Origin of the sequence: Rhizobium sp. R711 (assembly GCF_002211365.1) — a bacterium.
GTDB lineage: Bacteria > Pseudomonadota > Alphaproteobacteria > Rhizobiales > Rhizobiaceae > Rhizobium.
On sequence record NZ_LOKZ01000008.1, the window covers coordinates 36,023 to 48,561 of the forward strand.

The window sequence follows — 12,539 nt, forward strand, 5'->3', positions numbered from 1 at the left end:
GGGTTCTTTTAGTCTTCAAGCCTGAGGCTGACGATTATTCGCCGCCGCGGTTCTTCAGAGCCGCGCCGAGGATGTCGCCGAGCGAAGCGCCGCTGTCGGACGAACCGAACTGAGCAACCGCTTCCTTCTCTTCTGCGATTTCCAGCGCCTTGATGGACAGCATGATCTTGCGGTCCTTCTTGGAGAAGTTGGTGACGCGGGCGTCAACAACCTGGCCAACCGAGAAGCGTTCCGGACGCTGCTCGTCGCGGTCGCGCGACAGGTCTGCACGGCGGATGAACGAGGTGATGTCTTCGTGGTCGACGAGCTTCACTTCGATGCCGCCGTCGTTGACTGCGATAACTTCGCAGGAAACGACTGCATTCTTGCGCAAGTCGCCCGAAGCAGCAGCTTCGCCGACAGCGTCCTTGCCGAGCTGCTTGATGCCGAGCGAGATGCGCTCCTTTTCGACGTCTACATCGAGAACGACAGCCTTAACGACATCGCCCTTGTTGTATTCTTCGATGACCTGTTCGCCCGGACGGTTCCAGTCGAGGTCAGAGAGGTGCACCATGCCGTCAACATCGCCGTCGAGGCCAATGAACAGGCCGAATTCGGTCTTGTTCTTGACTTCGCCTTCGACTTCAGTGCCAGCCGGATGGCTGCGAGCGAATGCCGCCCACGGATTTTCCAGGGTCTGCTTGAGGCCGAGCGAAATACGACGCTTGGACGGATCGACTTCGAGAACGACGACTTCGACTTCCTGGCTCGTGGACAGGATCTTGCCGGGGTGTACGTTCTTCTTGGTCCAGGACATCTCCGAGATGTGGATCAGGCCTTCGATGCCCGGCTCCAGCTCGACGAACGCACCGTAGTCGGTGATGTTCGTGACGGTACCGGAAATCTTCTTGCCTTCCGGATACTTGGCCTGGATACCATCCCACGGATCCGACTCGAGCTGCTTCATGCCGAGCGAGATGCGGTGGGTTTCCTGGTTGATGCGGATGATCTGAACCTTGACCTGCTGGCCAATGGACAGGATTTCCGACGGATGGTTCACACGGCGCCATGCCATGTCGGTGACGTGCAGCAGGCCGTCGATGCCGCCGAGGTCAACGAACGCACCGTAGTCGGTGATGTTCTTGACGACGCCGTCAACAACCTGGCCTTCTTCGAGGTTCTGAACGATTTCAGAACGCTGCTCGGCACGGGATTCTTCCAAAACCGTACGACGCGATACGACGATGTTGCCGCGGCGCTTGTCCATCTTGAGGATTTCGAATGGCTGCGGGTTGTGCATCAGCGGGGTGACGTCGCGGATCGGACGGATGTCGACCTGCGAACGCGGCAGGAAGGCGATCGCGCCGTCGAGGTCAACCGTGAAGCCGCCCTTGACCTGGTTGAAGATAACGCCTTCAACGCGCTCACCGGCTTCGAACTTGGCTTCGAGCTTGATCCAGCTTTCTTCGCGGCGAGCCTTCTCGCGCGACAGAACAGCTTCGCCGAGAGCGTTTTCGATGCGCTCAACGTAAACTTCGACTTCGTCGCCGACCTTGAGCGAGCCGTCCTTGGCCTTGGCGCCGAATTCCTTGAGTAGGATGCGACCTTCGACCTTGAGGCCGACGTCGACAACGGCAGAGTCCTTCTCGATTGCCGTTACGATGCCCTTGGTGACATAGCCTTCAGCCAGGTCGTGCTTGGCAAAGGACTCTTCGAGAAGGGCCGCGAAATCTTCGCGAGAGGGAGTAGCTACTGACATGTAATCTCCTGCATATCCGAATCCGGATACGTATGCGCCGGTTGGTTCGTGTTGAACGGGCCTGAACCCAGTCCGCTTCCTGTCGGGAAGCAATCCGGCGCTTGGACGGAATTTCAGGCTAGTCTTCGAAAGCGACCCAGGCAAAGCTTGGGCAAATCGCTCGAATTAGGTATTTCGGCTCAAGGCTTGATCGATGATCGATTTCGCAGCTTGAAACGCCGCCTCTATACTCATTTCCGACGTATCAAGCAAGTGCGCGTCTTCGGCTGGTTTCAAAGGGCTGTCGGCCCGCCCCATGTCGCGTTCGTCGCGGCGCTTGACGTCGTCGAAAATGGCATCGAAATCGGCAATTCCTCCCTTGCCTCTAATTTCGTCGTAGCGGCGCTTCGCCCGAACCTCGGGACTTGCCGTTACATAGAGCTTCACCGGCGCTGCCGGGCAGACAACCGTGCCGATATCACGACCGTCGAGCACCGTTCCAGGCGCCTTTCGCGAGAACCGCCGCTGCGCCTCCACCAGTGCACGCCGCACAGCAGGCATCACCGCGATCTTCGAGGCCGCCTCGCCGATCTCGTGTTTCGAGAGTAAATCGCGATCGAGACCGGCCAATTCAACCTCGCGGGCGATCTTTTCCGCCACCGCCTCATCGTCGAGCGTCAGGCCAGCGTCGAGCAAGGCCTTTGCGGTGGCGCGATAGGTTAGGCCCGTATCGAGATGATGGAATCCGTAGGTCTCCGCGATGCGGCGCGAAAGTGTTCCCTTGCCGGCAGCCGCCGGTCCATCGATGGCAATGGTGAAGTGTCTTGAGGTCATCTGTCCGTTCATTTTTCCGCCAGTCTGCCGTAGCGGCGGACGAGATCGACCATATCCGCCTGCCCGGCCTCTTCGCCGAGGCCTGAAGCAACGCCCTCGCGATCGGCAACCGGTCGGTTCTGGCTTACCTTCCACTTGCCTTCGATCGCGGCAATCTCGATTTCGACGCCGATGATGCCCTTCATCTGCGCGCGGATGAAATCATCCGGCGCATCGCCGACTGCCCAGGGCCTAGCGCGCGGCCCTTCCTGTTGCGTCGTGATCGCGTTGATCTGCTGAAGCAGCCAAGCCGCGTCGTCGATGACACGTGCGTTGCCCCTCACCTGCACGATCGCGTAGTTCCAGGTCGGCACGACTTTGCCGGTCTCCTGTTTCGTCTGGTACCAGGATGGCGTGATGTAGGCATCGGCGCCCTGGAAGACGGCCAGCACGTCGGCGCCGGCCTCGATATCGCGCCACTGCGGATTGGCCTTGGCGAGGTGAAGGCGCAGCGTACCCTTCTGGGAGGCCGCGGCATCCAGATGGAAAGGAATCGAATTCGCCATCAGGCCCGAGGCACCCGCAGTGATCAGCAAGCCGAGCGGATGCGCCCGGATCAAGGCGTGCTGGACGCTCAGGTCTTCCTCACGAAAATGCGGCGGCTGGTACATTGTCTCGCACCCATTCCGGCAGCCGGCGACATGCCGATCTGCCCTGCAAATGAACAATCGCCGGCTCAGTACCACAAACGGCGGCGCCGGTCATCCGTCACGCATGAGCGATGCGTGAAGTTTGGCTTTGACATGCCGTGTTGCAACGATTATGGGGACCGGCTTATAAATTCCGAATAGAACGCCGGTTTTCACGGCATTTGCCGAATCTTGATTCGGCCATTCTCACGAGGCTTACAGTGGCGAAAGCTGAACTTGGAACGAAGCGTACCGATCCGGAAACCGGCAAGAAGTTCTACGACCTGAACCGGGATCCGATCGTTTCTCCCTACACCGGCAAGTCCTATCCCCTCTCCTTCTTCGAGGAAACCTCCGCTGCAGCCGCCGCTGAAGCCCAGGATGAAGAGGAAGTGGCGGAAGTCGATACGGAAAGCACGGAAGTCGAAATGGTTTCGCTCGAGGACGCCGATGAAGGCGCATCCGGCGACGACATTCCTGATATGGGCGACGACGACGTCGAAATCGAAGGCGACGAAGACGACACCTTCCTCGAAGCCGACGAAGACGACGACGATGACGACATGAGCGACATCATCGGCGTCACCGGCGACGAAGACGAAGTCTGATCTTATCAAGCGTCGGCCCGGACGAGAAAATTTCGCCGGGCCGTTTTTTTGGCTTGCTATCTCCAAAAACCGGAAGTAATAAGCCGCCACTCCGCGAGGCAAGGCTTCGCGAAGCATCCCAGGACCGGCTCGCCGGACTGCCTTGATGGGGCTATAGCTCAGCTGGGAGAGCGCTTGCATGGCATGCAAGAGGTCAGCGGTTCGATCCCGCTTAGCTCCACCAATTTTCTCCTGCGCAGTCAACCACATATAGGTAGCTTCGGCCCTGACCCAGACTGACTTCGTCTCTGGAGAAGCACCGGGGAAGTACGAACGCTTATTTTTGATGGCGCCAACCTACGCAATGACAAAAATCCGGACTGGTTTCAGCGCATTAGCGGAAATGGAACTTTTTCAGTAATTGAAAATTATTGTAACGTATTTACATTGACCACACACGTTTGTTTTCGAACATTCATCGGGTACGTCGCACAAATCAAAATCAACTGTGCGATTGATGGAGAAGCATGATGTCCGCTCCTAGGAAAACCAAAACCGTCAATCTTCGGATTGAACCGGAAACGCATGATCTAATTGCACGTGCGGCTGAGGTTTGTGGAAAGAGCATAACTGCGTTCATGACCGAAGCCTCGGTTCATACCGCGCAAGAAGAGCTGCTAGATCAACGATTCATGGGCGTATCCGCTGACGTGTTTGAAGCTGTAAGCGACCAGCTTGCCGCTCCAGGCATAGCCAGAGACAACTTGGTCCAGCTTTTTCAGACCAAATTAGATTGGATGGACTGACGTTTGCCCTATCGGAAGCCTTGCCCTATTACAAATCAGCACATCATTGAGGGCTTCTCGTCAGGGAAGCCCTCTTTGGATTCGTGGCTAAAGGAAATGGCCTTATATAATCAGGAGCAGGGGTATACTCGCACATTTGTAATTGCGGATGAAAACTTCAGAGTGGTGGGGTACCATTCGGTTTGCGCAGGCATGATACACCGGAACGATGTTTCCCGATCGGTGAAGGGGTCTAAATCTCCAACCGAGATTCCGATTGCAGTTCTAGCCCGACTTGCCGTTGATGCCGACCATCAAGGTAAGGGCCTTGGCAAAGCACTCCTCAAAAACGCGCTCATGAGTGTGGTGTCCGCCGCACAAGTAGTCACTTTTCGCGCCGTAATAATTCACGCTCTCGATGATGATGCCGTCAGTTTCTATAAAAAATTCGGCTTCCAAGAAACGAAGAACATGGAACGGCGCCTCATTCTGCCGACTAAGGACATTGCAGCTTCCTTGAAGGAGGCCACAGGCTAAACGCCAGGCGGCGTGCACCCTTTGGTGATCTGGACACGTTTTTGACTTCCGAAAGCCTACATTATCAGAACTCACGGCGTCCATCCGGCGAGCTGACAGCGCCGTCCCGGGTACGCCATCACTTCCCATTCCAGATCGGTCATCACACTGGCTTCCAAATCCGCGTAGTCGTTGAACAGCTCGGCCTACCCAACCAGCAGTTTTCGTGCGGCAACAACCGCGTCGTCTCCTCCGTCAGATCGCTCGTGGAAGACTTGTATCGTTTCCGAGAATTCCTCTGGGCGCGACATGATGACCTCCAGCACAGCATACAACCCGGTCTTCTGCCTCTTCAGCAGCTCCAAACGGTCTGCGGCAGAGTCAGCGAGAGCACTATACAGGTGGCGATGTTCCAGATCCTCGCTGGAGCGCGTCCTCGCCTCTGCGGGAATATCACTTTGCTATTTAAGACTGAGCTTCCCAACCCATCGTCGACTTGACGGTCGTTGGGGGAAAGCTTCTTTATTCTATCCGACGGCAGATCGAAGTCGGCCCTCCTCGATATACGGGCCGGCCTCATGCTTCTGGCCGCGTCGAAGACGCACCGAGCATCGCGTGTTGAGTGCGCCGAACCTGGCGAGATCCACAGTCACAATCAACTGAAAGAGCAGTTTACCAGGTGCTTCGCTTATCGATGCTTTGCCAAATTTTTAGCAACAGCGGCTATGGTGTCGACGCCGGCTTTTCCGGCGGACTGGAGTGATTGAATGACACGAGAAAGACGACGGCGGATCATCCATACGCGCAGAACGGCAACCGGCCTGACGCTTGCCGGCACGATCTCCTTTCTGGCCGGGATGACCGATGCGACCGGCCTTGCGCTGACAGGGGACTTCGTGTCGTTTATGACGGGCAACACGACACGTGCAGCCCTGTCGCTCGGAGAGGGAAACCTGCGGCATGCAGCCATTCTTCTCTCGGCGATCATGGTCTTCGTGCTCGGCAATGCTGTCGGCATCGTGATCGCGCATTTCTCGGACCGGCGCACCTTCGCCGTGCTGTCATGTGTCAGCATCGCGCTGGCAACCGCCTCGCTTATGATGGGCGAGAGTATGGAAATGCCGCGCTTTTATCTCATTGTTGCCTCGATGGGGATGGTCAACGCGGCGGTCGAGCAGATCGAAGGGTTGCCGATAGGGCTGACCTATGTAACGGGGGCGCTTTCGCGTTTCGGACGGGGTCTTGGACGCTGGATCATCGGCGACAGGCAGATGGACTGGACCATCCAGATCGTACCTTGGGCCGGCATGCTGGCTGGGGCTATCGTTGGAGCGCTGCTGACACAAATCGCGGGAGCTGCGGCGCTGTGGCTGATTGCCGTTTTTGCGATGCTGGTTGCGCTCGCCACCCTCTTGATTCCGAAACGCACCCAAAGCCGGTTTAACGCCGCGCCACGTTCGTCAGCGCGTATGAAGTCACGGTCACAATAGAACCCCACCGAATCAGATAAGGGGCGAGCGGAAACCGCTAGAGGAAGGCATCCTTGTTTCTCTTTTCAAAGCTCGTCTGGCTGTTCGGGCAGCCATTGTCGCTCGCCTTTCTTTTCGTCGTGCTTGCCGTGCTGGCCGGCCTTGTCCGCTGGCGTGCGACAAGCCTCGTTTCGTGCGCGATTGCGGGTCTCATCTTGTTCATCACGCTCTACACGACTGCCGGCAATTACCTTCTGCAGGGACTGGAGGATCGGTTTGTGAAACTGCAGGATCCTGCAAACCTGCAGTGCATGATCGTGTTGGGCGGCGCTTTCGAGAACGAGGTGAATACCGCCCGCCACGGCGTCGAGCTCAATGCCGGCGCCGATCGCTTCGTCGAGGCGCTGCGGCTGGCACAGAAATTTCCGCAGGCGCGAATCTTGATTTCAGGAGGTGATGGTTCGATTTCCGGAATCTATGAAGGCGACGCGGTGATATCGGCGCGCTTCTTTCCGATGTTCGGCATCGGCAGGGAACGCCTGGTTAAGGAAACGACGTCACGGACGACGTTCGAAAACGCGATGAACACCAAGGAACTCCTGGTGGGCCATGGCCTCTCGAACTGCCTGCTGATCACCTCAGGCTATCATATGCCGCGGTCGGTCGGTATTTTCCGCAAGCTTGGTATCGACATCGTGCCCTGGCCGACAGATTATCGGACCGACGGACGAGAGAGTCTTGGCCTCGATTTCACGCAGCCGAGCCGAAATTCCCAGAACCTCGCAACAGCGATCCGCGAGTGGTTCGGTCTTGTCGGCTACTATCTCGCCGGTCGCACCTCGGAGCTCTATCCTGGCTGAACGCGCTATTTCTTGGAGATCGTCACGAACTTGGTGCCGCGCACACGGGCCGTGACGATGCAGGGCTCTTTCGTCTTGTCGGCATCCGGGCGATCGCAGAAGCGCGGGTGCATTTTCATCGCCAGCACCATGTTGCCGAAGCGCTTCACGAAGTCGTAGCCATAGATCTGGGCGGTCGCGATCATGAAATAGCCGCCCTCGGCCACCTGCAGATAGAAATTGTAGGTGCAGCCGTCGTCATTGCACTGCGGCCCCTTCTCGCCGTCGCAGGTCAACTCGCCCTCATTGACGACGGCGTCGACCAAGCCATCGTTGTTGATATCCTGGCGGATGACGTAGCCATCCGAAAACTCGGCCTTGGTGCACTGTTCCTGAAAGTGCTTCTTCTCATAAATCTCCGGGTCCGAGATAAGCGACTGCTGGGCAAAGGCCGCAACTGGTACGGCGAGTAGCGCGGCAATGTTCAAAGCGATCAGAAGCGTTTTCACGAGGGTTTCTCTTTTGGTCGAATAAGGACGCTGTTGGCCGCACAGTTTGGCTGATCCGCCTTGCGCCGCCCTTGCCGCCGTGATTCATATTTCGGAAAGATACTCGTCGGTTCTGGAGGACTGCATGTCGCCGTTCGTCTACGTTGATTATGCCGGCGTTGCGCTCTTTGCGGCGACCGGCGCGCTCGCGGCGTCGCGCAAGCAGCTCGACCTGATCGGCTTTCTCTTCTTTGCGATCGTCACCGGCACCGGCGGCGGCACGGTACGCGACATTATTCTTGGACGCGTGCCGGTATTCTGGGTTCTGAACCCGACTTACGTCATCGTTTGCTGCGCCGTTGGCGTCCTGGTGTTCTTTACCGCCCACCTTGTCGAGTCGCGCTATCGCTTACTGATCTGGCTGGATGCCGTCGGGCTCTCCGCCTATTGCGTAATGGGTGCGGCGAAGGGTCTTGCCGCTACCGGCTCACCGACGATCGGCATCGTTACCGGGACATTGACGGCGACCTTCGGCGGCATCCTGCGCGATCTCTTGGCCAATGAGCCGTCCGTGTTGCTGCGGCCGGAAATCTACATCACGGCAGCATTGGTCGGCGGTAGCATCTTTACGGCTGCGAATGCACTTAATCTGCCGCTCTACGCAGCCTCCGCAGTCGGTGTCCTTGCGGCATTCCTCGTGCGTGGCGGTGCGCTGTACTTCGGCTGGACATTTCCGACGTACAAGGCCAAGCCCGGCCGGCACCCTGACGATGTGATGTGAATTCAGCGCCGCTTGGCGCGCAGGCGGATCACCACGTCGACATGCGCGATTTCGAGACCTTCCGGCGGCTCCGGAAGATTGCCGATGGTCAGATTGCTGACCGGAATATCGAGCACATCATTTTCGCCTTCGATGAAGAAGTGGTGATGGTCGGAGACGTTGGTGTCGAAATAGGTCTTGGCGCTTTCGACGGCGAGAACGCGGATCATGCCGGCTTCGGTGAACTGATGGAGCGTGTTGTAGACGGTCGCCAGCGACACCGGCACGCCCGCTTGCACGGCCTCCTCATGGAGTTCTTCAACCGTCAGATGCCGATCGCCTTTGGCAAAGAGCAGGTCACCGAGTGCGACGCGCTGGCGCGTCGGACGCAGGCCGGCGTGTCTCAGCCGTGCCTCAATGGTAAGCGGGGCCTCTGCCACCATCCGACAAACTCCGGTTAATCTAGCGTCAAGCAATCAGGTTTCATTAGCCATATAACTTTTGCGCAAAAGCGTTTCAATAGTTTCAATGGGGACAAAGAGTGCGAAAGCGCCGCAAAATCGGGCTTTTGGCGCAATTAGTGCTGGTCGGGGGCTTGGCCTTCCTGTATGCGACCACCAAATAAGGCGCGCAGTCGGTCCTCCGAAGGTGGGTGAAGCTCAGTCATGCTTATGCTTCATTTTCTGCTGAACTTGGACTAAACGTTCACATCCATCGGCACAGTTGCGGGGGGAATTAGAGTTTTCATGGCGACGAAACAATCCAGCTTCAACTACGAGGAAATTCTGGCCTGCGGCCGCGGCGAACTGTTCGGTCCGGGCAACGCGCAGCTTCCCCTCCCGCCGATGTTGATGGTTCATCGTATTACTGACATTTCCGAAACCGGCGGTGCCTTCGACAAGGGCTACATCCGCGCCGAGTACGACGTGAAGCCAGACGACTGGTATTTTCCGTGCCACTTCGCCGGCAACCCGATCATGCCAGGCTGCCTTGGCCTTGATGGCATGTGGCAGCTGACTGGCTTCTTCCTCGGCTGGCTGGGCGAGCCCGGGCGCGGCATGGCGCTTTCGACAGGCGAAGTGAAGTTCAAGGGCATGATCCGCCCGACGACGAAGCTGCTCGAGTACGGCATCGATTTCAAGCGCGTCATGCGCGGCCGCCTGGTTCTCGGCACCGCCGATGGCTGGCTGAAGGCCGACGGCGAAACCATCTACCAGGCCACCGACCTGCGCGTCGGCCTGTCCAAGGACAAAGAAGCCTGATTGCACCGGGCATCCTTGCCCGGTTTCCAAGTTAGAAAAAACGAAAAGGTCGAAACACATGAGACGGGTAGTTGTCACGGGTCTGGGCGTTGTTTCCTCGATCGGCAATGATGCCGCCGAGGTCACTGCCTCGCTGCGCGATGCCAAGTCCGGCATTTCCTTCTCCAACGATTTTGCCGAGCACGGCTTCAAATGCCAGGTATGGGGTCGCCCGACACTGGATCCGACTGATCTGGTCGATCGCCGCGCCATGCGCTTCCTGTCGCAGGGCGGTGCCTGGAACCACGTTGCGATGAAGCAGGCGATCGCCGATTCCGGCCTCGAAGAGAGCGACATCAGCAACAACGAGCGCACCGGCATCATCATGGGCTCTGGCGGCCCGTCGACGCGCACGCTGATCGAAGCGGCCGAGATTACCATTAAGAACAACAGCCCGAAGCGCATCGGCCCGTTTGCCGTCCCGAAGGCGATGTCTTCGACGGCATCGGCAACGCTCGCGACCTGGTTCAAGATCCACGGCGTCAACTACTCGATCTCGTCGGCCTGCTCGACCTCGGCACACTGCATCGGCAATGCCGCCGAGATGATCCAGTGGGGCAAGCAGGACGTGATGTTCGCTGGCGGCCACGAAGACCTCGACTGGACGATGTCGAACCTCTTCGACGCCATGGGCGCCATGTCCTCCAAATACAACGACACGCCTAACACGGCTTCGCGTGCCTATGATGTCAGCCGCGACGGCTTCGTCATCGCCGGCGGCGCGGGCGTGCTCGTGCTGGAAGAACTGGAGCGTGCCAAGGCGCGCGGGGCAAAGATTTACGCCGAGATCGTCGGCTACGGCGCGACCTCCGATGGTTACGACATGGTCGCTCCATCGGGCGAAGGCGCGATCCGCTGCATGCGTCAGGCGCTCGCCACCGTTAAGGGCGATGTCGACTATATCAACACGCACGGCACCTCCACCCCTGTTGGCGACAGCAAGGAAATTGGTGCAATCCGCGAAGTCTTCGGCGACAAGATCCCGCACATCCAGTCGACCAAGTCGCTGACGGGCCACTCGCTGGGCGCAGCCGGCGTGCAGGAATCGATTTACTCGCTGCTGATGATGCAGGCCGGCTTCATCGGCGAAAGCGCCCACATCACCGAGCTCGACCCGGAATTCGACGGTGTTCCGATCGTTCGCAAGCGCATCGACGATGCCAAGATCGACATTGCGCTTTCCAACTCCTTCGGCTTTGGCGGCACCAACGCCACGCTCGTCTTCCAGCGCTATAACGGATAACAATATGACGGGAATTATGCAGGGTAAGCGCGGCCTCATCATGGGTGTCGCGAACAACCATTCCATCGCCTGGGGAATTTCGAAGGCGCTGGCAGCGCAGGGCGCCGAACTCGCCTTTACCTATCAGGGCGATGCGCTCGGCAAGCGAGTCAAGCCGCTGGCCGCCGAAGTCGGATCCGAATTCGTTCTGCCTTGCGATGTCGAGGACATTGCCTCCGTCGATGCCACAGTTGAAGCGATCAAGGAACGCTGGGGCGCGCTCGACTTCATCGTTCACGCCATCGGTTTCTCCGACAAGAACGAGCTCAAGGGCCTTTACGCCGACACCACGCGCGACAACTTCAGCCGCACGATGGTCATCTCCTGTTTCTCCTTCACCGAGATCGCCAAGCGCTGCGCGCCTCTGATGAACGAAGGCGGATCGATGCTGACGCTGACCTATAACGGCTCGACGCGCGTCATCCCGAACTACAACGTCATGGGCGTTGCCAAGGCCGCTCTCGAGGCCTCCGTGCGCTATCTGGCCGCCGACTACGGCCCGCGTGGTATTCGCGTCAACGCGATCTCCGCCGGCCCGATTCGCACGCTGGCCGGTGCCGGTATCTCTGACGCCCGCGCCATTCTGTCGTGGAACCAGCAGAACTCGCCGCTGCGCAAGACCGTGACCATCGATCACGTCGGTAATTCGGCCCTCTACCTGCTCTCCGACATGGCAGCAGGCGTCACCGGCGAAATCCACTTCGTCGATGCCGGCTTCAACATTACCTCGATGCCGGCGCTCGAGACGCTACGCAAGGCAGACGTGGAATAGACACTGAAAGCCGGGCTTGATGACGAGCCCGGCTTTTTTTCAAGATGCATCCGCTAGGGATGCGTGACCTGCCGCAAGATGGCCGCCGAATCCCTGGCGCCCCAGCGAGTCGCAATCTTTCCGTTCTCGACCACGAACCATTCCATTGCAGTGACTTCGTAGCTTTTGCCGGTCGGGTCATGACCCACGAGACCGCGAAAGAAACCGGAATAGCGCCCGCTTTCCCGATAGCGAACCACGACATTCGCTCCCTCGGCGGCGATATCGAGGATCTCGAGGTTTATGTTCATACCCTCGTGAAGCTCGCGCCAGATGGGCTCGACGTCATCGAGACCGCCATACCCCAGAACACCGTAAATCTGCGCATCGGCGGCAAACAGCTCGCGCAGTGCCGCCATGTCGAAGCGATTGAATGCCTCAACATAGGCCCTTACGAGCGTCTTGTTGGCTTCCGTCTCCATGTCTCTCCCCCTGTTGTCTCTCCATCTGCAGCAAGTCTAGCAGATCCCCCAAGGCTGCCT

Annotated in this window: 15 protein-coding genes and 1 tRNA gene; 10 read left to right on the plus strand and 6 right to left on the minus strand. The window is 58.4% G+C overall.

Annotation, left to right across the window (positions count from 1 at the left end; all coding sequences use genetic code 11):
• Positions 1-34 precede the first annotated feature (34 nt).
• From rpsA to ATY80_RS11435, 3 genes are all read right to left on the minus strand, one after another.
• Complete coding sequence (rpsA, locus tag ATY80_RS11425; RefSeq protein WP_088692545.1) at positions 35-1,738, minus strand: 30S ribosomal protein S1; 1,704 nt, start codon at positions 1,736-1,738, stop codon at positions 35-37.
• A gap of 165 nt (positions 1,739-1,903) precedes the next feature.
• Positions 1,904-2,551 carry a (d)CMP kinase gene (gene cmk, locus ATY80_RS11430; RefSeq protein ID WP_189637131.1) on the minus strand — a complete coding sequence of 216 codons (648 nt, stop codon included), beginning with the start codon at positions 2,549-2,551 and terminating at the stop codon, positions 1,904-1,906.
• Between the two features lie 8 nt (positions 2,552-2,559).
• The gene (locus ATY80_RS11435; RefSeq protein WP_088692547.1) at positions 2,560-3,201 is read right to left on the minus strand and encodes an FMN-binding negative transcriptional regulator; all 642 of its coding nucleotides are present in this window, start codon (positions 3,199-3,201) and stop codon (positions 2,560-2,562) included.
• Between the two features lie 239 nt (positions 3,202-3,440).
• Between ATY80_RS11435 and ATY80_RS11440 the strand changes: the two genes are divergently transcribed.
• From ATY80_RS11440 to ATY80_RS11465, 6 genes are all read left to right on the plus strand, one after another.
• A complete protein-coding gene (locus tag ATY80_RS11440) occupies positions 3,441-3,827 on the plus strand; it encodes a TIGR02300 family protein (RefSeq protein ID WP_088692629.1) in 387 nt (128 codons plus the stop codon).
• A 147-nt stretch (positions 3,828-3,974) separates the two neighbouring features.
• A tRNA-Ala gene (locus ATY80_RS11445) sits at positions 3,975-4,050 on the plus strand.
• Positions 4,051-4,336: 286 nt separating this feature from the next.
• Positions 4,337-4,612, plus strand: a complete 276-nt coding sequence (locus ATY80_RS11450) for a DUF1778 domain-containing protein (protein WP_189637132.1) — start codon at positions 4,337-4,339, stop codon at positions 4,610-4,612.
• Between the two features lie 96 nt (positions 4,613-4,708).
• Positions 4,709-5,128, plus strand: a complete 420-nt coding sequence (locus ATY80_RS11455) for a GNAT family N-acetyltransferase (RefSeq protein WP_088692549.1) — start codon at positions 4,709-4,711, stop codon at positions 5,126-5,128.
• Between the two features lie 746 nt (positions 5,129-5,874).
• Entirely contained in the window at positions 5,875-6,597 is a 723-nt protein-coding gene (locus ATY80_RS11460) for a YoaK family protein (protein ID WP_088692550.1), read from the plus strand.
• 53 nt (positions 6,598-6,650) lie between these two features.
• Positions 6,651-7,436, plus strand: coding sequence for a YdcF family protein (locus ATY80_RS11465; protein ID WP_088692551.1), 786 nt, complete (start codon positions 6,651-6,653; stop codon positions 7,434-7,436).
• A 5-nt stretch (positions 7,437-7,441) separates the two neighbouring features.
• On the opposite strand, the gene ATY80_RS11470 is transcribed toward ATY80_RS11465, so the two are convergent.
• Positions 7,442-7,924: a hypothetical protein gene (locus ATY80_RS11470; protein WP_088692552.1), complete on the minus strand. Its 483-nt coding sequence runs from the start codon at positions 7,922-7,924 to the stop codon at positions 7,442-7,444.
• A 124-nt stretch (positions 7,925-8,048) separates the two neighbouring features.
• On the opposite strand from ATY80_RS11470, the gene ATY80_RS11475 reads away from it, so the two are divergent.
• Positions 8,049-8,684 (plus strand): trimeric intracellular cation channel family protein, encoded by a 636-nt coding sequence (locus ATY80_RS11475; RefSeq protein WP_088692553.1) that lies wholly within the window; start codon positions 8,049-8,051, stop codon positions 8,682-8,684.
• A gap of 2 nt (positions 8,685-8,686) precedes the next feature.
• Here ATY80_RS11475 and irrA read toward each other — a convergent pair whose 3' ends face one another.
• Positions 8,687-9,106: an iron response transcriptional regulator IrrA gene (gene irrA / locus ATY80_RS11480; protein ID WP_088692554.1), complete on the minus strand. Its 420-nt coding sequence runs from the start codon at positions 9,104-9,106 to the stop codon at positions 8,687-8,689.
• Positions 9,107-9,409: 303 nt separating this feature from the next.
• Between irrA and fabA the strand changes: the two genes are divergently transcribed.
• The 3 genes from fabA to fabI are packed head-to-tail and all read left to right on the plus strand — an operon-like array spanning position 9,410 to position 12,018.
• A complete protein-coding gene (gene fabA / locus ATY80_RS11485; protein ID WP_007528973.1) occupies positions 9,410-9,925 on the plus strand; it encodes a 3-hydroxyacyl-[acyl-carrier-protein] dehydratase FabA in 516 nt (171 codons plus the stop codon).
• 58 nt (positions 9,926-9,983) lie between these two features.
• Positions 9,984-11,207: a beta-ketoacyl-ACP synthase I gene (gene fabB / locus ATY80_RS11490; protein ID WP_088692555.1), complete on the plus strand. Its 1,224-nt coding sequence runs from the start codon at positions 9,984-9,986 to the stop codon at positions 11,205-11,207.
• A 4-nt stretch (positions 11,208-11,211) separates the two neighbouring features.
• Positions 11,212-12,018, plus strand: a complete 807-nt coding sequence (gene fabI / locus ATY80_RS11495; protein ID WP_088692556.1) for an enoyl-ACP reductase FabI — start codon at positions 11,212-11,214, stop codon at positions 12,016-12,018.
• A 53-nt stretch (positions 12,019-12,071) separates the two neighbouring features.
• Here fabI and ATY80_RS11500 read toward each other — a convergent pair whose 3' ends face one another.
• Positions 12,072-12,479, minus strand: coding sequence for an ester cyclase (locus ATY80_RS11500; protein WP_088692557.1), 408 nt, complete (start codon positions 12,477-12,479; stop codon positions 12,072-12,074).
• Between the last annotated feature and the right edge of the window lie 60 nt (positions 12,480-12,539).

Bases quoted from the DNA above. Each gene is read 5' to 3' on its own strand.
- rpsA (WP_088692545.1), bottom strand. From the start codon at position 1,738: ATGTCAGTAGCTACTCCCTCTCGCGAAGATTTCGCGGCCCTTCTCGAA.
- cmk (WP_189637131.1), bottom strand. From the start codon at position 2,551: ATGACCTCAAGACACTTCACCATTGCCATCGATGGACCGGCGGCTGCC.
- ATY80_RS11435 (WP_088692547.1), bottom strand. From the start codon at position 3,201: ATGTACCAGCCGCCGCATTTTCGTGAGGAAGACCTGAGCGTCCAGCAC.
- ATY80_RS11450 (WP_189637132.1), top strand. From the start codon at position 4,337: ATGTCCGCTCCTAGGAAAACCAAAACCGTCAATCTTCGGATTGAACCG.
- ATY80_RS11455 (WP_088692549.1), top strand. From the start codon at position 4,709: ATGGCCTTATATAATCAGGAGCAGGGGTATACTCGCACATTTGTAATT.
- ATY80_RS11460 (WP_088692550.1), top strand. From the start codon at position 5,875: ATGACACGAGAAAGACGACGGCGGATCATCCATACGCGCAGAACGGCA.
- ATY80_RS11475 (WP_088692553.1), top strand. From the start codon at position 8,049: ATGTCGCCGTTCGTCTACGTTGATTATGCCGGCGTTGCGCTCTTTGCG.
- irrA (WP_088692554.1), bottom strand. From the start codon at position 9,106: ATGGTGGCAGAGGCCCCGCTTACCATTGAGGCACGGCTGAGACACGCC.
- fabA (WP_007528973.1), top strand. From the start codon at position 9,410: ATGGCGACGAAACAATCCAGCTTCAACTACGAGGAAATTCTGGCCTGC.
- fabB (WP_088692555.1), top strand. From the start codon at position 9,984: ATGAGACGGGTAGTTGTCACGGGTCTGGGCGTTGTTTCCTCGATCGGC.
- fabI (WP_088692556.1), top strand. From the start codon at position 11,212: ATGACGGGAATTATGCAGGGTAAGCGCGGCCTCATCATGGGTGTCGCG.
- ATY80_RS11500 (WP_088692557.1), bottom strand. From the start codon at position 12,479: ATGGAGACGGAAGCCAACAAGACGCTCGTAAGGGCCTATGTTGAGGCA.